This window comes from Bradyrhizobium sp. Ghvi (assembly GCF_900115265.1).
GTDB lineage: Bacteria > Pseudomonadota > Alphaproteobacteria > Rhizobiales > Xanthobacteraceae > Bradyrhizobium.
Window position 1 is genome coordinate 355,886 of the sequence record NZ_FOVU01000004.1, and the last position, 25,060, is coordinate 380,945.

Below are 25,060 nucleotides of genomic sequence, written 5' to 3' on the forward strand. Positions count from 1 at the left end.
CCGGGCATAATTTGCTAGGACTTGAGAGACGGGGTCTTCCCTCCCATATTCGGATCCAGCCGGGCGGGCGTCGGGTGGGCAATTTCGCAAGGCGCGAGAAGCGCTTTGTGGCTGTCGTTTCGCCTTGACTTGATCGATTCTCACTTATAGAAAGCGCCTCACTTAACGACAGGCGGTGAGCATCGCCAGCGTCGGAACGGGCCACCCGTTGATCCCCAGGGGTCGCTAGACGGGCACCAACCTCGACGAATGCCGCTCAAACGCTGTCGATAATAGCTAGGCAATGCCAGTGCGATTCTAGGTCTCTCGAGCCAGTTCTCTTGAGGTCGAATTCGGATGCATGACCTCAGTGCGCGGGCCGCGGCTTCGAGCTGACCGGCCTAAATACTGCGGTCCTCTGTGGCGTCGAAGCGCTTTCCGCTCAGTGATTGAGCGGTTGGCGCGATTTCGCTTTGTGCGGATTGTTCCGTGCGAGGTGGGCCCCGTCGGGCGGGTAGCGCGACAAGAATTTGCGGCTCCGGCAACGGGCCGCGGCAAGACAGCGGGCCCGGAAGGGGTCGCGATAACAAAGGGTAAGGCCAGGATGCCGACGATCAACCAGCTGATCGCTCAACCGCGTGAAGTGCAGAAGTCGCGCAAGAAGGTGCCGGCGCTGCAGCAGTCGCCGCAAAAGCGTGGTGTTTGCACCCGCGTCTACACCACGACCCCGAAGAAGCCGAACTCGGCGCTTCGTAAGGTCGCCAAGGTGCGTCTGACCAACGGTTTCGAGGTGATCGGCTACATCCCGGGTGAAGGCCATAACCTCCAGGAGCACTCGGTGGTCATGATCCGCGGCGGCCGTGTCAAGGACTTGCCCGGCGTGCGCTACCACATCCTCCGCGGCGTTCTGGATACCCAGGGCGTCAAGAACCGTAAGCAGCGTCGTTCGAAGTACGGCGCGAAGCGTCCGAAGTAAGCGGGAACCAGCTCAATGTCTCGTCGCCACTCAGCGGAAAAGCGCGAAGTTCTTCCTGATCCGAAGTTCGGGAACATCATCGTCACGAAGTTCATGAACTCGGTGATGTACGCCGGCAAGAAGTCGGTCGCCGAAGGTATCGTCTACGGCGCGTTCGGTCTCATCGAATCCAAGACCAAGCAGAACCCGCTCGGCGTATTTGAGCAGGCGCTCGAGAACGTCATGCCGACGATCGAAGTGCGCTCCCGCCGCGTCGGCGGCGCGACCTACCAGGTTCCGGTCGAGGTTCGCTCGACCCGTCGTCAGGCCCTGGGCATCCGCTGGCTGATCTCGGCCGCGCGCGAGCGCAATGAAAAGACGATGACCGAGCGGCTCTCGGCCGAGCTCCTCGATGCGTCGAACAACCGTGGGAACGCCGTCAAGAAGCGTGAAGACGTGCACCGCATGGCGGAAGCCAACCGCGCCTTCTCGCATTATCGCTGGTAACGGCGAAACCAACGGACTCGCAAGGAACACCCTATGCCCCGCCAACATGCCATCGAGGACTACCGTAACTTCGGTATCATGGCGCATATCGACGCCGGCAAGACGACGACGACCGAGCGCATCCTCTATTACACCGGCAAGAGCCACAAGATCGGCGAAGTGCACGAAGGTGCCGCGACGATGGACTGGATGGAGCAGGAGCAGGAGCGCGGCATCACGATCACCTCGGCTGCGACCACCGCGTTCTGGGCCGGCAAGCGTCTGAACATCATCGACACTCCCGGCCACGTCGACTTCACCATTGAAGTCGAGCGTTCGCTGCGCGTGCTCGACGGCGCCGTCTGCGTGCTCGACTCGAACCAGGGCGTCGAGCCCCAGACCGAGACCGTCTGGCGCCAGGGCGACAAGTACAAGGTTCCGCGCATCGTCTTCGCCAACAAGATGGACAAGATCGGCGCCGACTTCTTCAAGTGTCTGGCCGACATCGTTGACCGTCTGGGTGCCAAGCCCGTCGCGATCCAGCTTCCGATCGGTGCCGAGAACAACTTCAAGGGTCTCGTCGACCTCGTGAAGATGAAGGGCGTGGTCTGGAACGACGAGTCGCTCGGCGCGAAGTTCGACTATGTCGATATTCCGGAAGATCTCGTCGACCAGGCCAAGGAATACCGCGAGAAGATGGTGGAAGCCGCCGTCGAGCTCGACGACGACGCCATGGCCGCTTACCTCGACGGCAAGGAGCCCGATGAGGCGACCCTGAAACGCCTGATCCGCAAGGCGGTGCTCACCGGCGCGTTCTATCCCGTGCTGTGCGGCTCGGCCTTCAAGAACAAGGGCGTGCAGCCGCTGCTCGACGCCGTCGTCGACTATCTGCCGTCGCCGCTCGACGTGCCCGCGATCAAGGGTACCGACGACAAGGGCAACGAAGTCGTGCGCAAGGCGGACGACAAGGAGCCGCTGGCTCTGCTCGCGTTCAAGATCATGGACGATCCGTTCGTCGGCACCATCACCTTCTGCCGCATCTACTCCGGCGTTCTGCAGAGCGGCACCGGCGTCGTGAACTCGACCCGCGAGAAGAAGGAGCGCATCGGGCGCATGCTCTTGATGCATGCGAACAACCGCGAAGACATCAAGGAAGCCTATGCCGGCGACATCGTCGCACTGGCTGGCCTGAAGGAAGCGCGCACCGGTGACACGCTGTGCGATCCCGACAAGCAGGTGATCCTCGAAAAGATGGAATTCCCCGAGCCGGTCATCGAGATCGCGATCGAGCCGAAGTCCAAGGCCGACCAGGAGAAGCTGGGCGTGGCGCTGGCCAAGCTCGCCGCGGAGGATCCGTCCTTCCGCGTGTCGACCGACCACGAGTCCGGCCAGACCATCCTCAAGGGCATGGGCGAACTCCACCTCGACATCAAGGTCGACATCCTCAAGCGTACCTACAAGGTCGATGCCAACATCGGCGCGCCGCAGGTGGCGTTCCGTGAGCGCATCACCAAGCGCGTCGAGCACAGCTACACCCACAAGAAGCAGACCGGCGGTACCGGCCAGTTCGCGGCGGTGTCGTTCATCGTCGAGCCGAACGAGCCCGGCAAGGGCTTCGAGTTCGAATCGAAGATCGTCGGCGGTGCGGTGCCGAAGGAATACATCCCCGGCGTCGAGAAGGGCCTCGAGAGCGTGCTGTCATCGGGCGTTGTCGCGGGCTTCCCCGTGGTCGACGTCAAGGTGCAGCTGGTCGACGGCAAGTATCACGACGTCGACTCGTCGGCGCTCGCCTTCGAAATCGCCTCGCGCGCCTGCTTCCGCGAAGCGCTGCAGATGGGCAAGTCCGTCCTGCTCGAGCCGATCATGAAGGTCGAAGTGGTGACCCCGGAAGATTACACCGGCTCGGTCATCGGCGACCTGAATTCCCGGCGCGGTCAGATCCAGGGTCAGGACATGCGCGGCAACGCCAACGTCATCAACGCGATGGTGCCGCTCATGAACATGTTCGGTTACGTGAACAACCTGCGCTCGATGAGCCAGGGTCGCGCGACCTTCACCATGCAGTTCGATCACTACGCAGAAGCGCCGGCTAACGTGTCGGCGGAAGTCCAAAAGAAGTTTGCCTGATTGTCGTCGGTTTAAAGCTGACGATTGAACGGAGAGTCAAATGGCCAAAGCAAAGTTTGAACGTACCAAGCCGCACTGCAACATCGGCACCATCGGTCACGTCGACCACGGCAAGACGTCGCTGACCGCGGCGATCACCAAGGTTCTCGCCGAAGCCGGCGGTGCGACGTTCACCGCGTACGACCAGATCGACAAGGCGCCGGAAGAGAAGGCGCGCGGCATCACCATCTCGACCGCGCACGTCGAGTACGAGACGCCGAACCGCCACTACGCCCACGTCGACTGCCCCGGCCACGCCGACTACGTGAAGAACATGATCACCGGCGCCGCCCAGATGGACGGTGCGATCCTGGTCGTGTCTGCCGCTGACGGCCCGATGCCGCAGACCCGCGAGCACATCCTGCTTGCCCGCCAGGTCGGCGTGCCCGCGCTCGTCGTGTTCCTCAACAAGTGCGACATGGTCGACGATCCGGAGCTGCTCGAGCTCGTCGAGCTCGAAGTCCGCGAGCTGCTCTCGAAGTACGAGTTCCCGGGCGACAAGATCCCGATCATCAAGGGTTCGGCTCTCGCTGCCCTCGAAGACTCGGACAAGAAGCTCGGCCACGACGCCATCATCGAACTGATGAAGAACGTCGACAGCTACATCCCGCAGCCGGAGCGTCCGATCGACCAGCCGTTCCTGATGCCGGTTGAAGACGTGTTCTCGATCTCGGGCCGCGGCACCGTCGTGACCGGTCGTGTCGAGCGCGGTGTCGTCAAGGTCGGCGAGGAAATCGAGATCGTCGGTCTCCGTGCGACCCAGAAGACGACCGTCACCGGCGTCGAAATGTTCCGCAAGCTGCTCGATCAGGGCCAGGCCGGCGACAACATCGGCGCGCTGCTGCGCGGTACCAAGCGTGAGGACGTCGAGCGCGGCCAGGTTCTCGCCAAGCCGGGTTCGGTCAAGCCGCACACCAAGTTCAAGGCTGAGGCTTACATCCTCACCAAGGAAGAGGGCGGTCGCCACACCCCGTTCTTCACCAACTACCGTCCGCAGTTCTACTTCCGCACCACCGACGTGACCGGTGTCGTGCACCTGCCGGAAGGCACCGAGATGGTGATGCCGGGCGACAACATTGCGATGGAAGTGCACCTGATCGTGCCGATCGCGATGGAAGAGAAGCTCCGCTTCGCGATCCGCGAAGGTGGCCGCACCGTCGGCGCCGGCGTCGTCGCTTCGATCATCGAGTAATTACGAGAATAGGGATCGGCGAGTAGCGAATGGTGACATTCGCTATTCGCTATTCGCCACCCAACGAAGAGAGACACGGCAATGAACGGCCAAAATATTCGCATCCGTCTCAAAGCGTTCGACCATCGTATCCTCGATACGTCGACCCGCGAGATCGTGAACACGGCGAAGCGCACCGGTGCGCAGGTCCGCGGACCCATTCCGCTGCCCACCCGCATCGAGAAGTTCACCGTCAACCGTTCGCCCCACGTCGACAAGAAGAGCCGCGAACAGTTCGAGATGCGCACTCACAAGCGTCTGCTCGACATCGTCGATCCGACCCCGCAGACCGTCGATGCTTTGATGAAGCTCGACCTGGCCGCTGGTGTCGACGTCGAGATCAAGCTCTAAGATTTTGGATCACGTTCGCGGTTAGCGGACAGAAAGAACAGGAAGCACGCCGATGCGCTCCGGAGTGATCGCACAAAAGGTCGGGATGACGCGGGTCTTTACAGAGGCCGGCGAACATATCCCCGTGACCGTGCTGAAGCTCGGCAATTGCCAGGTCGTAGGCCACCGCACTGAAGAGAAGAACGGTTACGTCGCGCTCCAGCTTGGTTCTGGCAGCCGCAAGACCGTGTACATGCCCAAGGCGGAGCGCGGCCAGTTCGCGGTCGCCAAAGTCGAGCCGAAGCGGCAGGTCGAGGAGTTCCGCGTGTCCGCGGATGCCATGATCCCCGTGGGCGCCGAGATCCTCGCCGATCACTTCGTCGTCGGCCAGTTCGTCGATGTCACCGGCACCTCGGTCGGTAAGGGTTTCGCCGGCGGTATGAAGCGCTGGAACTTCGGCGGTCTGCGCGCCACGCACGGTGTGTCGGTGTCGCACCGTTCGATCGGTTCTACCGGTGGTCGTCAGGACCCCGGCAAGACCTGGAAGAACAAGAAGATGCCCGGCCACATGGGTGTCGATCGCATCACCACGCTCAATCTTCGCGTCGTCCAGACCGATGTCGAGCGCGGCCTGATCCTCGTCGAAGGCGCCGTTCCCGGCTCCAAGGGCGGCTGGATCCGCGTGCGCGACGCCGTCAAGAAGCCGCTGCCGAAGGAAGCTCCGAAGCCCGGCAAGTTCAAGGTTGCGGGCGGCGAAGCCGAGGCTGCGGCCCAGCAAGAGGGTGCGTGAGATGGAATTGAAGGTCACCACCCTCGAGGGTAAGGAAGCCGGCTCGGTCCAGCTGTCCGATGCCATTTTCGGTCTCGAGCCGCGCCAGGACATCATTGCACGCTGCGTGCAGTGGCAGCTCAACAAGCGTCAGGCCGGCACGCACAAGGCCAAGGGCCGCGCCGAGATTTGGCGCACCGGCAAGAAGATGTACAAGCAGAAGGGCACCGGCGGTGCGCGTCACGGTTCGGCCCGCGTGCCGCAGTTCCGCGGCGGCGGCCGTGCTTTCGGCCCGGTCGTGCGTTCGCACGCCACCGACCTGCCGAAGAAGGTCCGTGCGCTCGCTCTCAAGCATGCGCTCTCGGCCAAGGCCAAGGACGGCGATCTGCTCGTGATCGACAAGGCCGCGCTGGAAGCCGCCAAGACCAAGGCGCTGCTCGGCCATTTCTCGGGCCTCGGCTTGACCAACGCGCTGATCATCGACGGCGCCGAGCTCAACAACGGCTTTGCCGCCGCGGCCCGCAACATCCCGAACATGGACGTGCTGCCGATCCAGGGCATCAACGTCTATGACATCCTGCGCCGTCAGAAGCTCGTTCTGACCAAGGCCGCCATCGATGCGCTGGAGGCGCGCTTCAAATGACGAAGAACATCGAGGCCCGGCATTACGACGTGATCGTCGCTCCGGTCGTCACCGAAAAGGCGACGCTGGCGTCCGAGCACAACAAGGTCCTGTTCAAGGTGGCCGCCAAGGCGACCAAGCCGCAGATCAAGGAAGCGATCGAGAAGCTCTTCGACGTCAAGGTGAAGAGCGTCAACACGCTGGTCCGCAAGGGCAAGGTCAAGGTCTTCCGCGGCAATCTCGGCTCGCAGTCGAACACCAAGCGCGCGATCGTGACCCTCGAAGAGGGCCATCGGATCGACGTCACCACCGGTCTGTAAGGTCGTACGACGATGGCACTGAAGACATTCAATCCCACGACGCCCGGCCAGCGCCAGCTGGTCATGGTCGATCGTTCGGCGCTCTACAAGGGCAAGCCGGTCAAGGCGCTCACCGAAGGCAAGAAGTCCTCGGGCGGCCGCAACAACACCGGCCGCATCACGGTGCGTTTCCGCGGCGGCGGTCACAAGCAGACGCTGCGCACCGTCGACTTCAAGCGTGAGAAGATCGACGTTCCCGCGACCGTCGAGCGGCTGGAATACGATCCGAACCGCACCGGCTTCATCGCCCTGATCAAGTATCAGGACGGCGAGCAGGCCTACATCCTGGCGCCGCAGCGCCTGGCCGTGGGTGACACCATCGTCGCCGGCAATTACGTCGACGTGAAGCCGGGCAACGTCATGCCGCTCGGCAACATGCCGGTCGGCACGATCATCCACAACATCGAGGTCAAGATCGGGAAGGGCGGCCAGCTCGCTCGTTCCGCCGGCACCTACGCCCAGCTGGTCGGTCGCGACCAGGATTACGTGATCATCCGCCTGAACTCGGGTGAGCAGCGCCTGGTGCACGGCCGTTGCCGCGGCACGATCGGTGCGGTGTCGAACCCGGACCACATGAACACCTCGATCGGCAAGGCCGGTCGCAAGCGTTGGATGGGCCGTCGCCCGCACAACCGCGGTGTCGCCATGAACCCGATCGACCATCCGCACGGCGGTGGTGAAGGTCGTACCTCGGGCGGTCGTCACCCGGTCACTCCGTGGGGCAAGCCGACCAAGGGCAAGAAGACCCGCACCAACAAGTCGACCAACAAATTCATTCTCCTAAGCCGCCACAAGCGGAAGAAGTAAGGAACGACGGACATGGTTCGTTCAGTCTGGAAAGGCCCGTTCGTCGAGGGTTCTCTGCTCAAGAAGGCAGATGCCGCGCGCGCGTCCGGCCGTCACGACGTCATCAAGATCTGGAGCCGTCGCTCGACGATCCTGCCGCAATTCGTCGGCCTGACCTTCGGCGTCTACAACGGTCAGAAGCACGTGCCGGTGGCCGTCAACGAGGAAATGGTCGGTCACAAGTTCGGCGAGTTCTCGCCGACGCGGACCTTCCATGGCCACTCCGGCGACAAGAAAGCCAAGAAGGCTTGAGGATCAAACGATGAGCAAACCTAAGCGCGAACGGAGCCTCGCCGAGAACGAGGCCAAGGCGGTCGCCCGGATGCTGCGGGTGAGCCCGCAGAAGCTCAACCTGGTCGCCCAGCTCATTCGCGGCCGGAAAGCTTCCGCTGCGCTCGCCGACCTGCAGTTTTCGCGCAAGCGGATCGCAGTCGACGTGAAGAAGTGCCTGGAATCGGCTATCGCAAATGCCGAGAACAACCACGACCTCGACGTCGATGATCTCGTCGTGGCGCAGGCCTTCGTCGGCAACGGCCTCGTGATGAAGCGCTTTGCCGCCCGCGGCCGTGGCCGCTCGGGCCGTGTCTACAAACCATTTTCGCAGCTGACGATCATTGTTCGTCAGGTCGAAGCCGAAGCAGCAGCGGCTTAAGGGTCGCAGGAGAAAACGATGGGTCAAAAGATCAATCCGATCGGTCTGCGTCTCGGCATCAACCGGACCTGGGATTCCCGCTGGTTCGCAGGCAAGCAGGAATATGGCAAGCTTCTGCACGAGGACGTCAAGATCCGTGAGATCCTGCACAAGGAGCTCAAGCAGGCGGCCGTCGCCCGCATCGTGATCGAGCGTCCGCACAAGAAGTGCCGCGTCACCATTCACTCGGCCCGTCCGGGCGTGGTGATCGGCAAGAAGGGCGCCGACATCGATAAGCTTCGCAAGAAGGTCGCGGACATCACCTCGTCCGACGTCGTCATCAACATCGTCGAAATCCGCAAGCCGGAGCTCGATGCGACGCTGGTGGCCGAGTCGATCGCGCAGCAGCTCGAGCGCCGCGTGGCGTTCCGCCGCGCCATGAAGCGCGCCGTTCAGTCGGCGATGCGTCTCGGCGCGGAAGGCATCCGCATCAACTGCTCGGGTCGTCTGGGCGGCGCGGAGATCGCGCGCATGGAGTGGTACCGCGAAGGTCGCGTGCCGCTGCACACGCTGCGCGCCGACATCGACTACGGCGTTGCGACCGCGTTCACGACCTTCGGCACCTGCGGCGTCAAGGTCTGGATCTTCAAGGGCGAGATCCTCGAGCACGATCCGATGGCCCAGGACAAGAGAATGGCCGAAGGCGAGACGGGTGGCAGCAGCGATCGTGGTGGCCGTCAGCGCCGCGACACGGCTGCAGCCTGATCTGCACTGAGAATTTGAGGGCTTAAAGCCATGATGCAACCTAAGAAAACGAAGTTCCGGAAGGCGCATAAGGGCCGCATCCACGGCGTCGCGTCTTCGGGCGCGACGTTGGCGTTCGGCCAGTTCGGCCTGAAGGCGACCGAGCCTGAGCGCGTCACCGCGCGTCAGATCGAGGCCGCCCGCCGCGCGCTGACCCGCCACATGAAGCGCGCCGGCCGCGTCTGGATCCGCGTGTTCCCCGACGTTCCGGTGTCGAAGAAGCCGGCCGAAGTCCGCATGGGCTCCGGCAAGGGTTCGCCGGAACTGTGGGTTGCCCGCGTCAAGCCGGGCCGGGTGCTGTTCGAGATCGACGGCGTCAACACCCAGACGGCGCGTGAAGCGCTGACGCTGGCGGCCGCCAAGCTGCCGATCAAGACGCGCTTCGTCGAGCGCATTGCGGAGTAATGGCATGGCCCAGATGAAGATCGAAGACATCCGCGCGATGAGCCCCGACCAGCAGGACGATGCCGTCCTGAACCTGAAGAAGGAGCGCTTCAACCTGCGCTTCCAGCGTGCCACCGGGCAGCTCGAGAACACCTCGCGCCTGCGCGAAGCTCGCCGCGACATCGCCCGGATCAAGACTGTCGCTGCGCAGCAGCGCGCGAAGAAGAAGTAAGGGGCTAACGGATATGCCGAAACGTACTTTGCAAGGCGTGGTCGTCAGCGACAAGACTGCCAAGACCGTCGTGGTGCGCGTCGATCGCCGCTTCACGCATCCGATCTACAAGAAGACGATCCGCCGTTCGAAGAACTACCACGCGCACGACGAGAACAACGAGTTCAAGCCGGGCGACATGGTCTGGATCGAAGAGACCAAGCCGATTTCGAAGTTGAAGTGCTGGATCGTGATCCGGGGCGAACACAAGAAAAGCGCCTGATCTGTTGGGCTTGGCCGTTCATTTGGCCGACCGACTTCAGGGAAATGTTGAGCGCCGGCTAGGCTGGCGCAAAGAGAAAGAGGACGAGGTGCATCAATGATTCAGATGCAGACCAACCTCGACGTGGCCGACAATTCTGGCGCACGCCGTGTCATGTGTATCAAGGTGCTCGGGGGCTCCAAGCGCCGCTACGCCACGATCGGCGACATCATCGTCGTCTCGATCAAGGAAGCCATTCCGCGTGGCAAGGTGAAGAAGGGCGACGTGATGAAGGCCGTCGTGGTGCGTGTCCGCAAGGACATCCGCCGTGCCGACGGTTCGGTCATCCGCTTCGACCGCAACGCCGCCGTTCTGATCAACAACCAGTCCGAGCCGGTCGGCACCCGTATCTTCGGGCCCGTGCCGCGCGAGCTGCGTGCGAAGAACCACATGAAGATCATCTCGCTCGCGCCGGAGGTGCTGTGATGGCTGCGAAGATCCGCAAGGGCGACAAGGTCGTCGTGCTGACCGGCCGCGACAAGGGCCGCACCGGTGAAGTGTTCGAAGTCCGCCCCGACGCCGGCACGGCGCTGGTGCGGGGCATCAACATGGTCAAGCGTCACCAGAAGCAGACGCAGGCCCAGGAGGGCGGCATCATCTCGAAAGAGGCGCCGATCCAACTGTCCAACATCGCGTATGTCGGCAAGGACGGAAAGCCGACCCGCATCGGATTCAAGATTCTGGCGGACGGCAAGAAGGTTCGCATCGCCAAGAGCTCGGGAGCTGAGATCGATGGCTGAGGCCGCTTACACCCCGCGCCTGCGCGCGGAATACGACGCGAAGATTCGCACGGCGATGACCGAGAAGTTCGGTTATCAGAACGTGATGCAGGTTCCGCGCCTGGACAAGGTCGTGCTGAACATGGGCGTTGGCGATTCCGTCAACGACCGCAAGAAGGCCGAGACCGCCGCTGCCGAACTGACCCAGATCGCCGGCCAAAAGGCGATCGTGACCTATTCGCGCATCGCGATCGCGACGTTCAAGCTCCGTGAGAACCAGCCGATCGGCTGCAAGGTCACGCTGCGCAAGGCCCGCATGTACGAGTTCATCGATCGCCTGGTGAACGTCGCGCTGCCGCGCGTCCGCGACTTCCGCGGCCTGAATCCGAAGAGCTTTGACGGCCGCGGCAACTATTCGCTCGGCATCAAGGAACACATCATTTTCCCCGAGATCGACTTCGACAAGGTCACGGAAGCCCGCGGTATGGACATCACCGTCTGCACCACGGCCAAGACCGACGAAGAGGCGAGGGCCTTGTTGACCGCTTTCAATTTCCCGTTCCGGCAGTGAGACGCTGACCTAAGGCCTCTCAAACGCGGATACCCAGGAGCCAAGCATGGCAAAGAAGAGTTCAGTCGAGAAGAACAACCGGCGCAAGCGGATGGTGAAGAACGCCGCCCCGAAGCGCGAGCGGTTGAAGGCGATCATCGCCGACAAGACGCTGCCGATGGAGGAGCGGTTCGCCGCCACCCTGAAGCTTGCGGAAATGCCGCGTAATTCGTCGGCCACCCGCATCCGCCTGCGTTGCGAGCTGTCGGGCCGCCCGCGCTCGAACTATCGCAAAAACAAGCTGTCCCGTATCGCGCTGCGCGACCTTGGCTCCAAGGGCATGGTCCCGGGCCTCGTGAAGTCGAGCTGGTAAGGAGGGTCGTTTAGATGTCTACGCACGATCCAATCAGCGATCTGATCACCCGCATCCGTAACGCGCAGATGCGTTCCAAGAGCAAGGTGTCCACGCCCGGCTCGAAGATGCGCGAGAACGTCCTCGAAGTGCTCAAGAGCGAGGGCTACATCCGCGGGTATGCGACGCTCGAGCATTCCTCGGGCCGCAGCGAGATCGAGATCGAGTTGAAGTATTTCGACGGCGAGCCCGTCATCCGCGAGATCGAACGTGTCTCCAAGCCCGGGCGCCGCGTTTACGCCTCGGTGAAGAACCTGCCGCGGGTCAATAACGGACTCGGTATTTCGGTGTTGTCGACGCCGAAGGGGATCATGGCCGACCACAGTGCGCGCGAAGCGAACGTGGGCGGCGAAGTCCTCTTCACGGTGTTCTGAGAAGGATTTTTCATCCATGTCACGAGTTGGCAAAAGGCCTGTGGCGGTGCCGTCCGGTGTGACCGCGACCGTCGATGGGCAGACCGTCAAGATGAAGGGGCCGAAGGGCCAGCTTCAGTTCGTCGTCCACGACGACGTCGAAGTGAAGCTCGAGAGCGGCCAGATCAAGGTCGCGCCGCGGGCCGAGACCAACCGCGCGCGCGCCCTTTACGGCACCGCTCGCGCCCAGGTCGCGAATCTGGTCGAAGGCGTCACCAAGGGCTTCGAGAAGAAGCTCGAAATCACCGGCGTCGGTTACCGCGCCGCGATGCAGGGCAAGAACCTGCAGCTCGCGCTCGGTTACAGCCATGACGTGATCTACCCGATCCCCGAAGGGATCACGATCACCGTGCCGAAGCCCACCGAGATCACGGTCACCGGTAGCGACGTCCAGCGCGTCGGCCAGGTTGCCGCCGAGATCCGCTCTTATCGCCCGCCGGAGCCCTACAAGGGCAAGGGCGTGAAGTATGTGGGCGAATTCATCTTCCGCAAGGAAGGCAAGAAGAAGTAACGGAGCCGGTCATGTCCAAAGCCAAGGTTACGAATGCCCGGCGCAAGCGGAGTGTGCGGCTGAAGCTGCGCCGCTCCGCTGGTGGTCGTCCGCGTCTGTCGGTGTTCCGCTCGTCCAAGCACATCTATGCCCAAGTCATCGATGACCTGAAGGGCGAGACGCTGGCTTCTGCCTCGTCGCTCGAGAAGGCGATGCGCGACGGCGGCAAGACCGGCGCCGACATCGATGCGGCGAAGGCGGTCGGCAAGCTGCTGGCCGAGCGCGCCGCCGAGAAGGGCGTCAAGGAAGTCGTGTTCGATCGCGGCAGCTACCTCTACCACGGGCGCGTCAAGGCTCTCGCCGACGCAGCGCGTGAGAGCGGGCTGAGCTTCTAACAGAATTTGAGGATTGAGGCGCAAGCCTCTGAAGGATTGGAAAAATGGCAGAACGCGAACAACGTGGTGGACGCGATCAACGCGGCGGCGGCGGACGTGAACGCAGGGAGCGCGAGGAGCGCGACAGCGAGTTCGTCGACAAGCTCGTCCACATCAACCGCGTGGCCAAGGTCGTCAAGGGCGGCAAGCGCTTCGGTTTCGCAGCGCTGGTCGTGATCGGCGATCAGAAGGGCCGCGCCGGCTTCGGTCATGGCAAGGCGCGCGAAGTGCCTGAGGCGATCCGCAAGGCCACCGAGTCCGCCAAGCGCAACCTGACCCGCGTGTCGCTGCGCGAGGGCCGTACCCTGCATCACGACATCGCCGGCCGTCATGGCGCGGGCCGTGTCTATCTGCGTGCAGCTCCCGCCGGTACCGGCATCATCGCAGGTGGTCCGATGCGCGCCGTGTTCGAGACGCTCGGCGTCCAGGACGTGGTGGCGAAGTCGATCGGCTCCTCGAACCCGTACAACATGGTTCGCGCGACCTTCGATGCGCTGAAGCACCAGGACAGCCCGCGTTCGGTCGCGGCGCGCCGCAACATCAAGGTGTCCACCCTCCAGGGTCGTCGCGTCGGCGGCGATGCCGAGGCGGCTGCGGACTAACCAACGCTTTTCGGAGTAGACCACGATGGCCAAGGACGCCGCTAAGTCCGCAAAGACGATCAAGCTCGAGCAGACCGGCAGCGCGATCCGCCGCCATCACTCGCAGCGTTCGACGCTGATCGGGCTCAAGCTCAACAAGATCGGCCGCACCAGCGAACTGCCAGACACCCCGGCGGTTCGCGGTATGATCGAAAAGGTTCACCATCTCGTCCGCATCGTCGACGAGAAGTAAGAAACGGCGCATGATCCCGAAAAGTGGGCACCGGTTTTCGGTGCAGATCATGCGCAAGACACAAGGAGAAGGGCGATGAAGCTCAGCGATATCGCCGACAACGCCGGCTCGCGCAAGAAGCGCATGCGCGTCGGCCGCGGCATCGGTTCGGGCAAGGGCAAGCAGTCCGGCCGCGGCGGCAAGGGCCAGACCGCGCGTTCGGGCGTGCGCATCAAGGGTTTCGAGGGCGGTCAGATGCCGATGCATCGCCGCCTGCCCAAGCGCGGCTTCAACAACATCTTCCGCGTCGAGTACGCCGAGATCAATCTCGATCGTCTCCAGGACGCCGTCGATGCCAAGAAGCTCGACACCGGTAGTGTCGTGAACGTCGAGGCTCTTGTGAAGGCGGGCGTGCTGCGCCGCGCCAAGGCTGGCCTGCGGCTGCTCGGTCGCGGTGAGCTCAAGGCCAAGCTGAACATCGAAGTGCACGGCGCCACCAAGTCCGCGATCGACGCGGTCGAGAGGGCCGGTGGTTCGGTGAAGATCCTCGCCCCGGCCAAGGAAGAAGGCGAGGCGGCGTAACAACTGCGTCATTGGTCCGCGCCTCGCGGGCCTTTACGCACGCGGGACGATGGACTTATCGAAGCCGAGCACCAGATAATGTCCGGCGTCCGCCCAATAGCCCGGCCGCGGGTATGACGGCGCAAAAGGCGGCGGGAGAAAGTCCAATATGGCCTCAGCAGCGGAACAACTGGCAGCCAACCTCAATTTCGGCGCGTTTGCCAAGGCCGACGAACTGAAGAAGCGCATCTGGTTCACCCTGGGTGCGCTGCTCGTTTATCGGCTCGGGACCTATATCCCGCTGCCCGGCATCGATCCCAACATCTGGGAGCAGGTGTTCAAGTCGCAGGCGGGCGGCATCCTCGGCATGTTCAACATGTTCGCTGGCGGCGGCATCCACCGCATGGCGATCTTCGCGCTGAACATCATGCCGTATATCTCGGCCTCGATTATCATCCAGCTCCTCACCACCGTCTCGCCGCAGCTCGAGGCGCTGAAGAAGGAGGGTGAGGCGGGCCGCAAGACGCTGAACCAATACACCCGCTACCTCACGGTGATCCTGGCCGCGTTCCAGTCCTACGGCATCGCGGTCGGCCTCGAAGGCGCGGGCAACGTCGTCAGCGACCCCGGCATGTTCTTCCGCCTGTCGACCGCCATCACGCTGACCGGCGGCACCATGTTCCTGATGTGGCTGGGCGAGCAGATCACCTCGCGGGGCATCGGCAACGGCATCTCGCTGATCATTCTCTCCGGTATCGTCGCCGAGCTGCCCGCAGCACTCGCCAACATGCTGGAGCTCGGCCGTCAGGGCGCGCTGTCGACCCCTTTGATCCTGATCGTGATCGTGATGGCGGTCGCCGTGATTGCCTTCATCGTATTCATGGAGCGGGCCCAGCGCCGGCTGCTGATCCAGTATCCGAAGCGCCAGGTCGGCAACAAGATGTTCGAGGGTCAGTCCTCGCATCTGCCGCTCAAGCTCAACACCTCAGGCGTGATCCCGCCGATCTTCGCGTCCTCGCTCTTGCTGTTGCCGACGACGGTCGCGAATTTCAACGCCGGCAAGGGGCCTGAATGGTTCCAGTGGATCACGACCCAGCTCGGCCATGGCCGTCCGCTGTTCCTGATCCTCTATCTCGCGTTGATCGTGTTCTTCGCCTTCTTCTATACCGCGATCGTGTTCAACCCGACCGAGACGGCGGACAATCTGAAGAAGCATGGCGGCTTCATCCCGGGCATCCGTCCGGGCGAGCGCACTGCGGAATATATCGACTACGTGCTGTCGCGCATCACCGTACTCGGCGCGATTTACCTGGCGATCGTCTGCTTGATCCCGGAAATCCTGATCTCCTATGCCTCGGTGCCGTTCTACTTCGGCGGTACCTCGCTGTTGATCGTGGTCAGCGTGACCATGGATACGGTGGCGCAGGTGCAGGGCTATCTCTTGGCCCATCAGTATGAAGGCCTGATCCGCAAGTCGAAGCTGCGGGGCCGCCGCAGGTAGAGCCCTCCGCAGCATGACGACCGAGCTCGCGCGCCGCATCGCTATCACGATCGGCGCGCTTCTCGTTTTTCTCCTCGGCAGACGTATTCCGGTTACCGGCTTTTGGACGTCGAACGGCGCGCTCCCGCCAAGCGCAGTCGCCCGGTTGTCGGTCTTCTCTCTCGGTCTCATCCCTTATCTGAGTGCTGCGATCCTCGTTCGGTTGCTGTCGCTGGTCTGGACGCGACTCGGCGCGATCGAACGCTCCGGCGAGCGAGGCCGCGCCAGGATCTCGCGCTACACGCTGCTCCTGACCTTGCTGTTCACCTCGTTCCAGGGCTACGGCATCGCCACTGCCATTCAGAGGATTCCGGAGGTCGCCCCCGACTCCGGTGCATGGTTTGTGCTTTCGACGGCGGCCTCGATGGTTGGCGGCGTGTTCTTCCTGATCTGGCTCAGCGAGCAGATCACGCGCCATGGCATCGGCAATGGCCTCGCGCTGATTCTCAGCGTCGCCATGATCCCAGATCTCCCGAGCGAGCTCGCCGCGATTCTCGATTTAGTGCGCCGCGGCGCGGTTTCGGGCGATCTCGTGCTGGGCCACGCGGCCCTTTGGATCGCGATGGTGGTATTGATCGTCGTCGTCGAATCTGCGCGGCGCAATGTGCCGGTGCAATTCTGCGAGCGCCGCATTGCTGATCGCGTGCTTCCGTCGCGCGCCGCCATCCTTCCGATCAAGATCAACAGCGCCGGCTACCTGGTGCCGGTCACCGTGGGGCCGTGGTTGATCTATCTGCCGCTCGCATTTGCTGGCTTGATCTTCGATGCTGACACGCCCTGGCTCAACGCGGCTTATGTCTATCTCCACTATGGCCAGCCGGCGCATCTCATCGTCGGATCGCTCGCCGTGTTCCTGCTCGCAATCGTCTACACAGCTTTCGTCATCGATCCCGATCACACCGCCGATTCGCTTACGCAGCAAGGCGGCGTCATCCCCGGCGTTCCCGGTGGCGAGGCCACCGCCGAATATCTCGACCGTGTGGTGTCGTCGACGACGCTGTTCGGTGCGGCTTATCTGACGGTGATTTCGCTGACTCCGGAGGTGTTCTTGGCCTACGGGAATGCGCTAGGTTATAAAATGGGTGGTGGTGCAGCGCTGATTGTGGTTTGCACTATTCTCGATCTTCAAACACAGGTGCGCGAGCTATCGCTCACCAATCCGGGGGGCGTACGCCGATGAGAATTATACTTCTGGGACCGCCGGGGTCGGGCAAGGGGACCCAGGCGCAGCTGCTGGTGCAGCGCTATGGTATCGTCCAGCTCTCGACCGGCGAGATGTTGCGCGCGGCAGTCGCGGCCGGAACGCCGGTCGGATTGAAGGCCAAGGAGATCATGGCCAGCGGCGGTCTCGTCCCCGACGACGTCGTGGTGGGAATCATCTCAGACCGGATCGAACAGCCGGACGCGAAGCACGGCTTCATCCTGGACGGCTTCCCCCGTACCGTGCCGCAGGCCGAGGCGCTCGACGAACTGCTGAAGCACAAGCATATGAAACTCGACGCGGTGATCGAACTGCGCGTCAACGAGAGCGCGCTGCTGAGTCGCGTGGAGACTCGCGTCGCCCAGATGCGGGAGCGCGGGGAGGAAGTCCGGCTTGACGACACCCCGGAGGTCCTGACCAAGCGGCTCGCCAGCTACCGCAGCCAGACGGAACCGCTGATCCACTACTATTCCGAGCGTCGGAAGCTTTCGACCATCGACGGCATGATGGCCATCGACGAGGTCACCCGCGCCATCCACCGCCAGCTCTTGGCGCTGGGCGCGGTCGAGCCCAAGACGCACGGCAAGACCCGTGCCCGCAGCGCGGCCAAGGCGGCGCCCGCCAAGAAGGCGGCCAAAAGGGCCAAGGCGGCCAGAAAGCCCGCAAAAGCGGCCCAAAAGGCTGCAAAGCCTGCGAAATCCGCCAAAAAGACCGTGAAGGGCGCCAAAAAGGCGGCAAAGAAGGCTGCCAAGAAGGCCGCGAAGAAGGTAGCTAAAAAGACCGCCAAGAAGGCCGTCAAAAAGAGTGCCAAAAAGGCCGCAAAAAAGGTCACGAAAAAGCGAGCTAAGCGCTAGCGGCGGTTGACGAAAGCCCCCTGAATCCCCTAATAAGCCCCGCATCCAAGTCGGATAGTTTCAAACGATGCCGGGCCCCAGGAAGACCAGGGGTGGGCGTCGTGTTCGCGTTTGTGAACACCTGCCCGAGAAACATAAGCACTTAAAGCCCGATTCCTGACGAGGAATCGGCAACAGGAGAGAAAGCCGTGGCCCGTATTGCCGGCGTGAACATTCCGACCAACAAGCGCGTGCTGATCGCGCTCCAGTATATCCATGGCATCGGCCAGAAGATCGCTGGTGAGATCCTCGAAAAGGTGAAGATCCCCGAGGATCGTCGCGTCAATCAGCTCAGCGACGCTGAAGTGCTCCAGATCCGCGAAGTCATCGACCGCGACTATCTCGTCGAGGGCGATCTGCGTCGCGAAGTCGGCATCAACATCAAGCGTCTGATGGACCTCGGCTGCTATCGCGGCCTGCGTCATCGTCGCGGTCTGCCGGTGCGCGGCCAGCGCACCCACACCAATGCGCGTACGCGCAAGGGCCCGGCCAAGGCCATCGCCGGCAAGAAGAAGTAATTCGACGCGAATGGCGAATAGGGAGTGGCGAATGGTTTCATTCGCTACTCGCCATTCGCCACTCGCATTTTCACAGGTGTAGCCGCTGGCATTACGGCGGCGTTTGAGATCTCCAGGAAAGGTAGTCAATGGGCAAGGAAGCCACCCGCGTTCGTCGTCGTGAACGCAAGAACATCGCCTCCGGCGTCGCGCATGTGAACTCGTCGTTCAACAACACGACCATCACCATCACCGACGCGCAGGGCAACACGATTGCCTGGTCCTCCGCCGGCACGATGGGCTTCAAGGGCTCGCGCAAATCGACCCCCTATGCCGCACAGGTTGCCGCCGAAGACGTTTCCAAGAAGGCGCAGGAACACGGCATGCGCACTCTGGAGGTCGAAGTCGCCGGTCCCGGTTCGGGCCGTGAGTCGGCGCTCCGCGCACTCCAGGCCGCGGGCTTTACCGTCACCTCGATCCGCGACGTGACCACGATCCCGCACAACGGTTGCCGTCCGCGCAAGCGTCGGCGCGTCTGATACGAAGTTGCGGGCGCCGCGGTGCCCGCGATGCTTTTTTTAAGAAGCCGCGGGTTTGAGCTGCGGCCTTTCTCCAACGCCAGTATTTGAATTTTCAAATCGACTGGCCTGTATGGGTGAAACAGTGACGATCCAGAAAAATTGGCAAGAACTGATTCGACCGAACAAACTCCAGGTCACGCCCGGTAGCGATTCGAACCGTTTCGCGACCATCGTCGCCGAGCCGCTCGAGCGCGGCTTCGGCCAGACGCTCGGCAACGCGTTGCGTCGCATCCTGCTCTCCTCGCTCCAGGGCGCGGCGGTGCAGTCGGTGCACATCGACGGCGTGCTGCACGAGTTCTCCTCGATCGCGGGCGTCCGTGAGGACGTCACCGACATCGTGCTCAATATCAAGGACATCTCGATCAAGATGCAGGGCGAAGGCCCCAAGCGCATGGTCGTGAAGAAGCAGGGCCCAGGCGTCGTCACCGCTGGCGACATCCAGACCGTCGGCGATGTCGTGGTGCTCAACCCGGAGCTCCAGATCTGCACCCTCGACGAGGGCGCCGAGATCCGCATGGAGTTCACCGTCGCCACCGGCAAGGGCTACGTGCCCGCCGAGCGCAACCGTCCCGAGGACGCGCCGATCGGCCTGATCCCGGTCGACAGCCTGTACTCGCCGGTCCGCAAGGTCTCCTACAAGGTCGAGAACACCCGCGAGGGCCAGATCCTCGACTACGACAAGCTGACCATGACGATCGAGACCAACGGCGCGATCTCGCCGGATGACTCGGTGGCCTATGCCGCCCGCATCCTGCAGGATCAGCTCAACGTGTTCGTCAACTTCGAAGAGCCGCGCAAGGAAGTCGCCCAGGAGATCATCCCGGACCTCGCCTTCAACCCGGCCTTCCTCAAGAAGGTGGACGAGCTCGAGCTGTCGGTGCGTTCGGCCAACTGCTTGAAGAACGACAACATCGTCTACATCGGCGACCTCGTGCAGAAGAGCGAAGCGGAAATGCTCCGCACTCCGAACTTCGGCCGCAAGTCGCTGAACGAGATCAAGGAAGTGCTGGCCCAGATGGGTCTCCACCTCGGCATGGAAGTGCCGGGCTGGCCGCCGGAGAACATCGACGAGCTCGCCAAGCGCTTCGAGGATCACTACTGAGCGAGTTGGGAGTAGCGAATAGCGAATGCAAGAAGCATCCATTCGCTACTCGCCATTCGCTATTCGCGACCTAGGGCGAACGCAGGAAGCCCACCTGAAAACCAGTCGCTGAACCACTGCGACACATCGAAAAAGGACACTACACATGCGTCACGGCAAGGTTCATCGGAAGCTCAACCGCACGGCAGAGCATCGCCGCGCGATGTTCGCCAACATGGCGGCCGCGCTGATCAAGCACGAGCAGATCGTCACCACGCTGCCCAAGGCCAAGGAGCTTCGTCCGATCGTCGAGAAGCTCGTCACCCTCGGGAAGAAGGGCGGGCTCTCCATGCGTCGCCAAGCCATCTCCGAGATGCGCGACAAGGACCAGGTCAAGAAGCTGTTCGACGTTCTGGCGCCTCGCTACAAGGATCGCCAGGGCGGCTACACCCGCATCATCAAGGCGGGCTTCCGCTACGGCGACAACGCCGCGATGGCCGTGATCGAGTTCGTCGATCGCGACGTCGACGCCAAGGGCCAGGACTCCGGTCCGGTGCAGGCGAAGGAAGCCGAGGCGGCGTAAGCCTGAAGGCATAGAGTTTGGAAAAGCGGCGCCTCCGGGCGCCGCTTTTTTGTTGCCGCTCGCTCGTTCGGCCCTCACGCATGAGTGAGGGCCGATTGCGGCCGTCAGTGCAGCGCCCGATATCTCCATCACCCTCAATGGAGACATCTCATGCACATCGACCTTTCCGGAAAGACCGCGCTCGTGACCGGCTCGACCGCCGGCATCGGCCACGCCATCGCCAAGGGCCTTGCGGGCTCGGGCGCCAGCGTGGTGATCAACGGGCGCGGCCAGGACAAGGTCGATGCGGCCGTGCGCAAGCTGGAGGGAACCGGGGCCAAGGTGCGCGGCATCGCCGCTGATGTTTCGACAGCGGCGGGCTGCAAAGCGCTGGTGGATGATCTGCCCGAGGTCGATATCCTTATCAACAATGCCGGCATCTTCGAGCCGAAGGATTTCTTCGAGATTCCGGATGAGGACTGGAGCCGCTTCTTCGAGGTCAACGTCATGAGCGGCGTGCGTCTCTCGCGCGCCTACATGAAGGGCATGCTCAAGCGCAATTGGGGCCGCATCGTCTTCATCTCCTCGGAGTCCGGGCTCAACATTCCGGTCGAGATGATCCACTACGGCATGAGCAAGACGGCCCAGCTTGCGATCGCACGTGGCCTCGCGCAGCTCACCCAGGGCACGAGCGTCACCGTGAACTCGGTGCTTCCTGGGCCGACCATGTCGGAGGGCGTCGAGACCTTCGTGAAGGATCTCGCCAAGCAAAACGGGCAGTCGGTCGACGAGGCCGCTGCCAATTTCGTCAAGCAGCATCGCCCGAGCTCGCTGATCCAGCGTTTTGCCAGTGTCGACGAGATCGCCAACATGGTGGTCTACGTCGCGTCGAAGGAGGCGTCCGCAACCAACGGCGCGGCGTTGCGCGCGGAAGGCGGCATCGTCAACACCATCGCTTGAGACGCCAATGACAGCCTATGTGATATCCGAAGTCGAGATGCGCGATCCCGAGGGATTTGACGCCTATCGCACCCTCGCCGCGAAGACGATCGCACAATATGGCGGGCGTTATCTCGTGCGTGGCGGCAAAGCCGAACTGGCGGAAGGCAACCTCCCGCCAAAGGCCATCGTGGTCGTCGAATTCCCGTCCATGGCGCGGCTGAAGGAATGGTATGCCTCGCCGGAATATGCCGAGGCGCTCAAGCTCCGGTGGACGGCGTTGGAGCGGCGGCTGCTATTTGTCGAGGGGGCGGCTCCCATCTAGCTGCTCTGCCGGTTTGCCCCCTTCTTTTCCGAGCGCAACCGGCTACAACAGGGCTCCATGCTCTGGCCGCTCTCGACCCGCCACAAACGTCTGTTCAGGCTGACATCCGCGCGATGGCAGCGGCGGACGATCTTCGTGCTCGGGGGCATCGGGGTCGGCGCCGCGGCGGTGGCGCTGGCACAGCTCGCCGATCTCGCACAGCATGCCTTTGGACTCCTGCTGGCCGAGTCGCGCTATGCCGTGCTCGCGGTGACGCCGCTCGGCTTCATGCTGTCAGCCTATCTGACCGTCCGCCTGTTCCCGAACGCGCAGGGCAGTGGAATCCCTCAGGCCATTGCCGCCCGGCATCTGACCGATCAGACGGCGCGCGCGAATCTGGTCTCGATCCGGATCGCGGTCGGCAAGATCATCCTCACTCTGTTCGGACTGCTGTGCGGCGGCTCGGTAGGGCGGGAAGGGCCGACCGTTCAGGTCGGCGCTTCCATCATGTTTGCGCTCGGCCGTGTCTCGCCCCGTCGACAGCCCGGATTGATCTTGGCTGGCGCGGCTGCCGGCGTTGCCGCGGCCTTCAATACGCCGCTGGCGGGAATCGTCTTCGGCATCGAGGAGATGAGCCGCGCGTTCGAGACCCGCACGTCGAGCCTCATCATTGCCGCCGTCATTGCGGCCGGCCTGACCTCGCTCGCGCTGGCGGGAAATTACGCCTATTTCGGCAGCAGCGCGATGACGCTGGCGCGTGGCGCCGACTGGCTTGCCGTTCCGGCTTGCGGCGTGGTGGGCGGCCTCGCCGGCGGCCTGTTCAGCCGTGTCGTGATCGCCATGGCGCGCGGTTTCAGGAACCCGCTCGGCGCGGCGATCAAGAGCCATCCGCTCTGGTTCGCATTTGCCTGCGGCCTCGCCGTCGCCATCTGCGGCCTGGTGTCCGGCGATACGATCTACGGCACAGGCTATGCGCAGGTGAAGGCGGCGCTCGACCACAGCGCGCCGTTGCCCCAAGACTTCGGAATCCTCAAGCTCCTCGCGACGACCTTTGCCGCGATCAGCGGTGTCCCGGGCGGCATCTTCTCGCCATCGCTCGCCGTCGGTGCCGGCATCGGCAGCAACATCGCTTCGTTCTTCCACGATGCGCCGCTCGGCGCGATCATGCTGCTCGGCATGGTCTCCTATTTCGCCGGCGTGGTGCAGGCGCCGATCACCGCCTTCGTGATCGTGACCGAGATGACCGACAATCACGGCATGGTCGTGCCATTGATGGCGGCCGCGCTGATTGCGCATGCAACCTCGCGGATGATCTGCGAGGAAGGCATCTATCACGCGCTCGCCAAAGGCTTCATCGAGCGGGCGACGGGCCCGAACGAAAAGGAATCGTAGGATGGGCAAAGCGTAAGCGTGCCCGTCCCGAGGTGTCTGCCGCTACCATCCCTCCAGCACGATCTTGCCGCGTGACTTGCCGCTCTCGAGCAGCGCATGCGCGCGCTTGAGGTTGGCGGCGTTGATCGTGCCAAAGGTCTGGTCGAGCGTGGTACGCAAAACGCCCTTGTCGATGAGGTCGGCAACGTCGTTGAGCAGGTGATGCTGCGCGATCATGTCTGGCGTCTGGAACGAAGAGCGCGTGAACATCGATTCCCAATGCACGGAGATCGCCTTGCCCTTGAACGTGCTCATGGTGAATTCCGGGGGATCGTCGATCAGGCCGAAGCGGCCCTGCGGTGCCATGAACTCGGCGATCCCCTTGTAATGCTGATCGGTGAAGGTGAGGCTCGCCACCAGCGCGACCGGCGGCAGCCTCAAGCTCTCGATCTGCTCCTTCATCGGCTTGCCGTGGTCGATCACCGCATGGGCACCGAGATCGAGGCACCATTTCTGCGACTCCGGCCGCGTCGCAGTCGCGACCACGGTGAGGCCGGTGAGGCGGCGCGCGAGCTGAATCAGGATCGAGCCGACGCCACCGGCGCCGCCGGTGATCAGGAGCGTGCGCGGATCGACGCTCTTGCCGGGGACAGCGCCGAGCCGGTCGAACAGCAGCTCCCAGGCGGTGATTGAGGTGAGGGGCAGGGCGGCGGCCTGCGCGAACGAGAGTGACTTCGGCTTGTTGCCGACGATGCGTTCGTCGACGAGGTGGAATTCGGCATTGGTGCCCTGGCGCAGGATCGAGCCTGCGTAAAACACCTCGTCACCCGGCTTGAACAGGGTGACCTCGGGGCCGACGGCATCGACCACGCCGGCCGCGTCATAGCCGAGAATCTTGGTCTCGCCCTCGGGCGGTGCGGCGCGCTTGCGCACCTTGTAATCGACGGGATTGGCCGAGATCGCCTTCACGGCGACGCGGATGTCGCATCCCTTCGGCTCGGGCTTGGCGGTTTCGAAATCGATCAGCGCGTTCTGATCCTCGATCGGAAGCGACGTCTTGTAACCGACGGCCTTCATGGCTTGTCTCCATCAATGGCGTGTTCGCCTGCCGCTCTAACTGTCGCCCTGGCTCCGGTTTGGCAAGTACTGTAAATTCGGGGATATAGTCCCTGTTTGGATACTATTGGGAAAACACGCATGAAACGGCGCAATTTTGCCCGGCGCCCGGGTTGCTCGGTCGAGGCGACGTTGGACCTGATCGACGGCAAATGGAAGGGCGTGATCCTCTATCATCTCCAGAGCGGCACCCTGCGCTTCGGCGAATTGCGCCGCCGGATGCCCGGCATCACCCAGCGCATGCTGACCAAACAGCTTCGCGCGCTGGAAGAGGACAAGCTGGTCATCCGCAAGGTCTATGCGGAAGTGCCGCCGCGGGTGGAGTATTGCCTCTCCGAGCTCGGCGAGAGTCTCAAGCCAGTGATCGACATCCTGAAGGCCTGGGGCGAGAGCCACCAGCAGCGGCTGTCCTGCGCGCCGCCGCCGGTGGTCGTGAGGAAGCCGAAGCGCGCGGCGTAGACGTCCGGGAGCGGCGTGCCGCTCTCGGA

Annotated in this window: 37 protein-coding genes; 36 read left to right on the forward strand and 1 reads right to left on the reverse strand. The window is 63.1% G+C overall.

Translation table 11 applies throughout. From position 1 onward, the window contains the following. Nucleotides 1–583 precede the first annotated feature (583 nt). The 35 genes from rpsL to BM374_RS17270 all read left to right on the forward strand — a co-directional run bounded on the left by rpsL (nucleotide 584) and on the right by BM374_RS17270 (nucleotide 23,477). Nucleotides 584–955 carry a 30S ribosomal protein S12 gene (gene rpsL / locus BM374_RS17100; RefSeq protein WP_007603006.1) on the forward strand — a complete coding sequence of 124 codons (372 nt, stop codon included), beginning with the start codon at nucleotides 584–586 and terminating at the stop codon, nucleotides 953–955. 15 nt (nucleotides 956–970) lie between these two features. Continuing rightward, the gene (rpsG, locus tag BM374_RS17105; protein WP_092294138.1) at nucleotides 971–1,441 is read left to right on the forward strand and encodes a 30S ribosomal protein S7; all 471 of its coding nucleotides are present in this window, start codon (nucleotides 971–973) and stop codon (nucleotides 1,439–1,441) included. Between the two features lie 33 nt (nucleotides 1,442–1,474). Next, a complete protein-coding gene (gene fusA, locus BM374_RS17110; protein ID WP_092294140.1) occupies nucleotides 1,475–3,547 on the forward strand; it encodes an elongation factor G in 2,073 nt (690 codons plus the stop codon). A gap of 40 nt (nucleotides 3,548–3,587) precedes the next feature. Further along, nucleotides 3,588–4,778 (forward strand): elongation factor Tu, encoded by a 1,191-nt coding sequence (gene tuf, locus BM374_RS17115; RefSeq protein ID WP_080137239.1) that lies wholly within the window; start codon nucleotides 3,588–3,590, stop codon nucleotides 4,776–4,778. 81 nt (nucleotides 4,779–4,859) lie between these two features. Then, the gene (rpsJ, locus tag BM374_RS17120; protein ID WP_002712302.1) at nucleotides 4,860–5,168 is read left to right on the forward strand and encodes a 30S ribosomal protein S10; all 309 of its coding nucleotides are present in this window, start codon (nucleotides 4,860–4,862) and stop codon (nucleotides 5,166–5,168) included. Between the two features lie 52 nt (nucleotides 5,169–5,220). Next, nucleotides 5,221–5,937, forward strand: a complete 717-nt coding sequence (rplC, locus tag BM374_RS17125) for a 50S ribosomal protein L3 (protein ID WP_092294142.1) — start codon at nucleotides 5,221–5,223, stop codon at nucleotides 5,935–5,937. Between the two features lies 1 nt (nucleotide 5,938). Further along, entirely contained in the window at nucleotides 5,939–6,559 is a 621-nt protein-coding gene (rplD, locus tag BM374_RS17130; RefSeq protein WP_011088150.1) for a 50S ribosomal protein L4, read from the forward strand. Continuing rightward, nucleotides 6,556–6,858, forward strand: coding sequence for a 50S ribosomal protein L23 (locus tag BM374_RS17135; protein ID WP_092294145.1), 303 nt, complete (start codon nucleotides 6,556–6,558; stop codon nucleotides 6,856–6,858). Before rplD ends, BM374_RS17135 begins: the two co-directional genes overlap by 4 nt. A gap of 12 nt (nucleotides 6,859–6,870) precedes the next feature. Further along, nucleotides 6,871–7,704: a 50S ribosomal protein L2 gene (rplB, locus tag BM374_RS17140; protein ID WP_092294147.1), complete on the forward strand. Its 834-nt coding sequence runs from the start codon at nucleotides 6,871–6,873 to the stop codon at nucleotides 7,702–7,704. Between the two features lie 12 nt (nucleotides 7,705–7,716). Then, nucleotides 7,717–7,995, forward strand: a complete 279-nt coding sequence (rpsS, locus tag BM374_RS17145) for a 30S ribosomal protein S19 (protein ID WP_008136357.1) — start codon at nucleotides 7,717–7,719, stop codon at nucleotides 7,993–7,995. A gap of 10 nt (nucleotides 7,996–8,005) precedes the next feature. Further along, nucleotides 8,006–8,395: a 50S ribosomal protein L22 gene (gene rplV / locus BM374_RS17150; protein WP_057745488.1), complete on the forward strand. Its 390-nt coding sequence runs from the start codon at nucleotides 8,006–8,008 to the stop codon at nucleotides 8,393–8,395. 18 nt (nucleotides 8,396–8,413) lie between these two features. Further along, entirely contained in the window at nucleotides 8,414–9,139 is a 726-nt protein-coding gene (gene rpsC / locus BM374_RS17155) for a 30S ribosomal protein S3 (RefSeq protein ID WP_092294149.1), read from the forward strand. A gap of 30 nt (nucleotides 9,140–9,169) precedes the next feature. Next, entirely contained in the window at nucleotides 9,170–9,583 is a 414-nt protein-coding gene (gene rplP, locus BM374_RS17160) for a 50S ribosomal protein L16 (RefSeq protein WP_008136349.1), read from the forward strand. Nucleotides 9,584–9,587: 4 nt separating this feature from the next. Further along, nucleotides 9,588–9,794 (forward strand): 50S ribosomal protein L29, encoded by a 207-nt coding sequence (rpmC, locus tag BM374_RS17165; protein WP_027520957.1) that lies wholly within the window; start codon nucleotides 9,588–9,590, stop codon nucleotides 9,792–9,794. A gap of 13 nt (nucleotides 9,795–9,807) precedes the next feature. Beyond that, the gene (gene rpsQ / locus BM374_RS17170; protein ID WP_057745481.1) at nucleotides 9,808–10,056 is read left to right on the forward strand and encodes a 30S ribosomal protein S17; all 249 of its coding nucleotides are present in this window, start codon (nucleotides 9,808–9,810) and stop codon (nucleotides 10,054–10,056) included. Between the two features lie 96 nt (nucleotides 10,057–10,152). Then, on the forward strand, nucleotides 10,153–10,521 hold the full coding sequence (gene rplN, locus BM374_RS17175) for a 50S ribosomal protein L14 (protein WP_007603030.1): 369 nt from the start codon (nucleotides 10,153–10,155) through the stop codon (nucleotides 10,519–10,521). After that, entirely contained in the window at nucleotides 10,521–10,835 is a 315-nt protein-coding gene (gene rplX, locus BM374_RS17180) for a 50S ribosomal protein L24 (RefSeq protein WP_024342453.1), read from the forward strand. Before rplN ends, rplX begins: the two co-directional genes overlap by 1 nt. Beyond that, on the forward strand, nucleotides 10,828–11,385 hold the full coding sequence (gene rplE / locus BM374_RS17185; protein ID WP_092294151.1) for a 50S ribosomal protein L5: 558 nt from the start codon (nucleotides 10,828–10,830) through the stop codon (nucleotides 11,383–11,385). The genes rplX and rplE overlap by 8 nt, the downstream gene beginning before the upstream one ends. Before the next feature lie 46 nt (nucleotides 11,386–11,431). After that, entirely contained in the window at nucleotides 11,432–11,737 is a 306-nt protein-coding gene (rpsN, locus tag BM374_RS17190) for a 30S ribosomal protein S14 (RefSeq protein WP_057745473.1), read from the forward strand. A 14-nt stretch (nucleotides 11,738–11,751) separates the two neighbouring features. Next, nucleotides 11,752–12,150: a 30S ribosomal protein S8 gene (rpsH, locus tag BM374_RS17195; protein WP_015685407.1), complete on the forward strand. Its 399-nt coding sequence runs from the start codon at nucleotides 11,752–11,754 to the stop codon at nucleotides 12,148–12,150. Between the two features lie 16 nt (nucleotides 12,151–12,166). Further along, entirely contained in the window at nucleotides 12,167–12,700 is a 534-nt protein-coding gene (gene rplF / locus BM374_RS17200) for a 50S ribosomal protein L6 (protein ID WP_092294153.1), read from the forward strand. An 11-nt stretch (nucleotides 12,701–12,711) separates the two neighbouring features. Then, nucleotides 12,712–13,074 carry a 50S ribosomal protein L18 gene (gene rplR / locus BM374_RS17205; RefSeq protein ID WP_025036986.1) on the forward strand — a complete coding sequence of 121 codons (363 nt, stop codon included), beginning with the start codon at nucleotides 12,712–12,714 and terminating at the stop codon, nucleotides 13,072–13,074. A 44-nt stretch (nucleotides 13,075–13,118) separates the two neighbouring features. Next, entirely contained in the window at nucleotides 13,119–13,715 is a 597-nt protein-coding gene (gene rpsE, locus BM374_RS17210) for a 30S ribosomal protein S5 (RefSeq protein WP_092228454.1), read from the forward strand. A gap of 25 nt (nucleotides 13,716–13,740) precedes the next feature. Further along, nucleotides 13,741–13,947 (forward strand): 50S ribosomal protein L30, encoded by a 207-nt coding sequence (gene rpmD, locus BM374_RS17215; RefSeq protein ID WP_092294155.1) that lies wholly within the window; start codon nucleotides 13,741–13,743, stop codon nucleotides 13,945–13,947. Between the two features lie 75 nt (nucleotides 13,948–14,022). Beyond that, nucleotides 14,023–14,508, forward strand: a complete 486-nt coding sequence (rplO, locus tag BM374_RS17220; protein ID WP_092294157.1) for a 50S ribosomal protein L15 — start codon at nucleotides 14,023–14,025, stop codon at nucleotides 14,506–14,508. A 148-nt stretch (nucleotides 14,509–14,656) separates the two neighbouring features. Further along, the gene (secY, locus tag BM374_RS17225) at nucleotides 14,657–15,988 is read left to right on the forward strand and encodes a preprotein translocase subunit SecY (RefSeq protein ID WP_092294159.1); all 1,332 of its coding nucleotides are present in this window, start codon (nucleotides 14,657–14,659) and stop codon (nucleotides 15,986–15,988) included. 13 nt (nucleotides 15,989–16,001) lie between these two features. Then, nucleotides 16,002–17,207: a preprotein translocase subunit SecY gene (locus BM374_RS17230; protein ID WP_092294161.1), complete on the forward strand. Its 1,206-nt coding sequence runs from the start codon at nucleotides 16,002–16,004 to the stop codon at nucleotides 17,205–17,207. Beyond that, nucleotides 17,204–18,082, forward strand: coding sequence for an adenylate kinase (locus BM374_RS17235; RefSeq protein WP_092294163.1), 879 nt, complete (start codon nucleotides 17,204–17,206; stop codon nucleotides 18,080–18,082). The genes BM374_RS17230 and BM374_RS17235 overlap by 4 nt, the downstream gene beginning before the upstream one ends. A gap of 188 nt (nucleotides 18,083–18,270) precedes the next feature. After that, complete coding sequence (rpsM, locus tag BM374_RS17240) at nucleotides 18,271–18,639, forward strand: 30S ribosomal protein S13 (protein WP_014494511.1); 369 nt, start codon at nucleotides 18,271–18,273, stop codon at nucleotides 18,637–18,639. A gap of 128 nt (nucleotides 18,640–18,767) precedes the next feature. Next, nucleotides 18,768–19,157 carry a 30S ribosomal protein S11 gene (gene rpsK, locus BM374_RS17245; protein WP_007603045.1) on the forward strand — a complete coding sequence of 130 codons (390 nt, stop codon included), beginning with the start codon at nucleotides 18,768–18,770 and terminating at the stop codon, nucleotides 19,155–19,157. A gap of 112 nt (nucleotides 19,158–19,269) precedes the next feature. Next, on the forward strand, nucleotides 19,270–20,301 hold the full coding sequence (locus BM374_RS17250) for a DNA-directed RNA polymerase subunit alpha (protein WP_014494512.1): 1,032 nt from the start codon (nucleotides 19,270–19,272) through the stop codon (nucleotides 20,299–20,301). A gap of 145 nt (nucleotides 20,302–20,446) precedes the next feature. Next, nucleotides 20,447–20,863, forward strand: a complete 417-nt coding sequence (gene rplQ, locus BM374_RS17255; protein WP_057745449.1) for a 50S ribosomal protein L17 — start codon at nucleotides 20,447–20,449, stop codon at nucleotides 20,861–20,863. A gap of 150 nt (nucleotides 20,864–21,013) precedes the next feature. Further along, nucleotides 21,014–21,802 carry an SDR family NAD(P)-dependent oxidoreductase gene (locus BM374_RS17260; RefSeq protein WP_092294165.1) on the forward strand — a complete coding sequence of 263 codons (789 nt, stop codon included), beginning with the start codon at nucleotides 21,014–21,016 and terminating at the stop codon, nucleotides 21,800–21,802. A 7-nt stretch (nucleotides 21,803–21,809) separates the two neighbouring features. Further along, entirely contained in the window at nucleotides 21,810–22,106 is a 297-nt protein-coding gene (locus tag BM374_RS17265; RefSeq protein ID WP_092294167.1) for a DUF1330 domain-containing protein, read from the forward strand. Nucleotides 22,107–22,163: 57 nt separating this feature from the next. Then, nucleotides 22,164–23,477 (forward strand): chloride channel protein, encoded by a 1,314-nt coding sequence (locus BM374_RS17270; protein ID WP_092294170.1) that lies wholly within the window; start codon nucleotides 22,164–22,166, stop codon nucleotides 23,475–23,477. 42 nt (nucleotides 23,478–23,519) lie between these two features. On the opposite strand, the gene BM374_RS17275 is transcribed toward BM374_RS17270, so the two are convergent. After that, nucleotides 23,520–24,533 carry a zinc-binding alcohol dehydrogenase family protein gene (locus tag BM374_RS17275; protein ID WP_092294172.1) on the reverse strand — a complete coding sequence of 338 codons (1,014 nt, stop codon included), beginning with the start codon at nucleotides 24,531–24,533 and terminating at the stop codon, nucleotides 23,520–23,522. A 120-nt stretch (nucleotides 24,534–24,653) separates the two neighbouring features. Between BM374_RS17275 and BM374_RS17280 the strand changes: the two genes are divergently transcribed. Beyond that, on the forward strand, nucleotides 24,654–25,031 hold the full coding sequence (locus BM374_RS17280; protein ID WP_092294174.1) for a winged helix-turn-helix transcriptional regulator: 378 nt from the start codon (nucleotides 24,654–24,656) through the stop codon (nucleotides 25,029–25,031). Nucleotides 25,032–25,060 lie beyond the last annotated feature (29 nt).

Coding starts and splice junctions, on each gene's coding strand:
- rpsL (WP_007603006.1), top strand. CDS start 584: ATGCCGACGATCAACCAGCTGATCGCTCAACCGCGTGAAGTGCAGAAG.
- rpsG (WP_092294138.1), top strand. CDS start 971: ATGTCTCGTCGCCACTCAGCGGAAAAGCGCGAAGTTCTTCCTGATCCG.
- fusA (WP_092294140.1), top strand. CDS start 1,475: ATGCCCCGCCAACATGCCATCGAGGACTACCGTAACTTCGGTATCATG.
- tuf (WP_080137239.1), top strand. CDS start 3,588: ATGGCCAAAGCAAAGTTTGAACGTACCAAGCCGCACTGCAACATCGGC.
- rpsJ (WP_002712302.1), top strand. CDS start 4,860: ATGAACGGCCAAAATATTCGCATCCGTCTCAAAGCGTTCGACCATCGT.
- rplC (WP_092294142.1), top strand. CDS start 5,221: ATGCGCTCCGGAGTGATCGCACAAAAGGTCGGGATGACGCGGGTCTTT.
- rplD (WP_011088150.1), top strand. CDS start 5,939: ATGGAATTGAAGGTCACCACCCTCGAGGGTAAGGAAGCCGGCTCGGTC.
- BM374_RS17135 (WP_092294145.1), top strand. CDS start 6,556: ATGACGAAGAACATCGAGGCCCGGCATTACGACGTGATCGTCGCTCCG.
- rplB (WP_092294147.1), top strand. CDS start 6,871: ATGGCACTGAAGACATTCAATCCCACGACGCCCGGCCAGCGCCAGCTG.
- rpsS (WP_008136357.1), top strand. CDS start 7,717: ATGGTTCGTTCAGTCTGGAAAGGCCCGTTCGTCGAGGGTTCTCTGCTC.
- rplV (WP_057745488.1), top strand. CDS start 8,006: ATGAGCAAACCTAAGCGCGAACGGAGCCTCGCCGAGAACGAGGCCAAG.
- rpsC (WP_092294149.1), top strand. CDS start 8,414: ATGGGTCAAAAGATCAATCCGATCGGTCTGCGTCTCGGCATCAACCGG.
- rplP (WP_008136349.1), top strand. CDS start 9,170: ATGATGCAACCTAAGAAAACGAAGTTCCGGAAGGCGCATAAGGGCCGC.
- rpmC (WP_027520957.1), top strand. CDS start 9,588: ATGGCCCAGATGAAGATCGAAGACATCCGCGCGATGAGCCCCGACCAG.
- rpsQ (WP_057745481.1), top strand. CDS start 9,808: ATGCCGAAACGTACTTTGCAAGGCGTGGTCGTCAGCGACAAGACTGCC.
- rplN (WP_007603030.1), top strand. CDS start 10,153: ATGATTCAGATGCAGACCAACCTCGACGTGGCCGACAATTCTGGCGCA.
- rplX (WP_024342453.1), top strand. CDS start 10,521: ATGGCTGCGAAGATCCGCAAGGGCGACAAGGTCGTCGTGCTGACCGGC.
- rplE (WP_092294151.1), top strand. CDS start 10,828: ATGGCTGAGGCCGCTTACACCCCGCGCCTGCGCGCGGAATACGACGCG.
- rpsN (WP_057745473.1), top strand. CDS start 11,432: ATGGCAAAGAAGAGTTCAGTCGAGAAGAACAACCGGCGCAAGCGGATG.
- rpsH (WP_015685407.1), top strand. CDS start 11,752: ATGTCTACGCACGATCCAATCAGCGATCTGATCACCCGCATCCGTAAC.
- rplF (WP_092294153.1), top strand. CDS start 12,167: ATGTCACGAGTTGGCAAAAGGCCTGTGGCGGTGCCGTCCGGTGTGACC.
- rplR (WP_025036986.1), top strand. CDS start 12,712: ATGTCCAAAGCCAAGGTTACGAATGCCCGGCGCAAGCGGAGTGTGCGG.
- rpsE (WP_092228454.1), top strand. CDS start 13,119: ATGGCAGAACGCGAACAACGTGGTGGACGCGATCAACGCGGCGGCGGC.
- rpmD (WP_092294155.1), top strand. CDS start 13,741: ATGGCCAAGGACGCCGCTAAGTCCGCAAAGACGATCAAGCTCGAGCAG.
- rplO (WP_092294157.1), top strand. CDS start 14,023: ATGAAGCTCAGCGATATCGCCGACAACGCCGGCTCGCGCAAGAAGCGC.
- secY (WP_092294159.1), top strand. CDS start 14,657: ATGGCCTCAGCAGCGGAACAACTGGCAGCCAACCTCAATTTCGGCGCG.
- BM374_RS17230 (WP_092294161.1), top strand. CDS start 16,002: ATGACGACCGAGCTCGCGCGCCGCATCGCTATCACGATCGGCGCGCTT.
- BM374_RS17235 (WP_092294163.1), top strand. CDS start 17,204: ATGAGAATTATACTTCTGGGACCGCCGGGGTCGGGCAAGGGGACCCAG.
- rpsK (WP_007603045.1), top strand. CDS start 18,768: ATGGGCAAGGAAGCCACCCGCGTTCGTCGTCGTGAACGCAAGAACATC.
- BM374_RS17250 (WP_014494512.1), top strand. CDS start 19,270: ATGGGTGAAACAGTGACGATCCAGAAAAATTGGCAAGAACTGATTCGA.
- rplQ (WP_057745449.1), top strand. CDS start 20,447: ATGCGTCACGGCAAGGTTCATCGGAAGCTCAACCGCACGGCAGAGCAT.
- BM374_RS17260 (WP_092294165.1), top strand. CDS start 21,014: ATGCACATCGACCTTTCCGGAAAGACCGCGCTCGTGACCGGCTCGACC.
- BM374_RS17265 (WP_092294167.1), top strand. CDS start 21,810: ATGACAGCCTATGTGATATCCGAAGTCGAGATGCGCGATCCCGAGGGA.
- BM374_RS17270 (WP_092294170.1), top strand. CDS start 22,164: ATGCTCTGGCCGCTCTCGACCCGCCACAAACGTCTGTTCAGGCTGACA.
- BM374_RS17275 (WP_092294172.1), bottom strand. CDS start 24,533: ATGAAGGCCGTCGGTTACAAGACGTCGCTTCCGATCGAGGATCAGAAC.
- BM374_RS17280 (WP_092294174.1), top strand. CDS start 24,654: ATGAAACGGCGCAATTTTGCCCGGCGCCCGGGTTGCTCGGTCGAGGCG.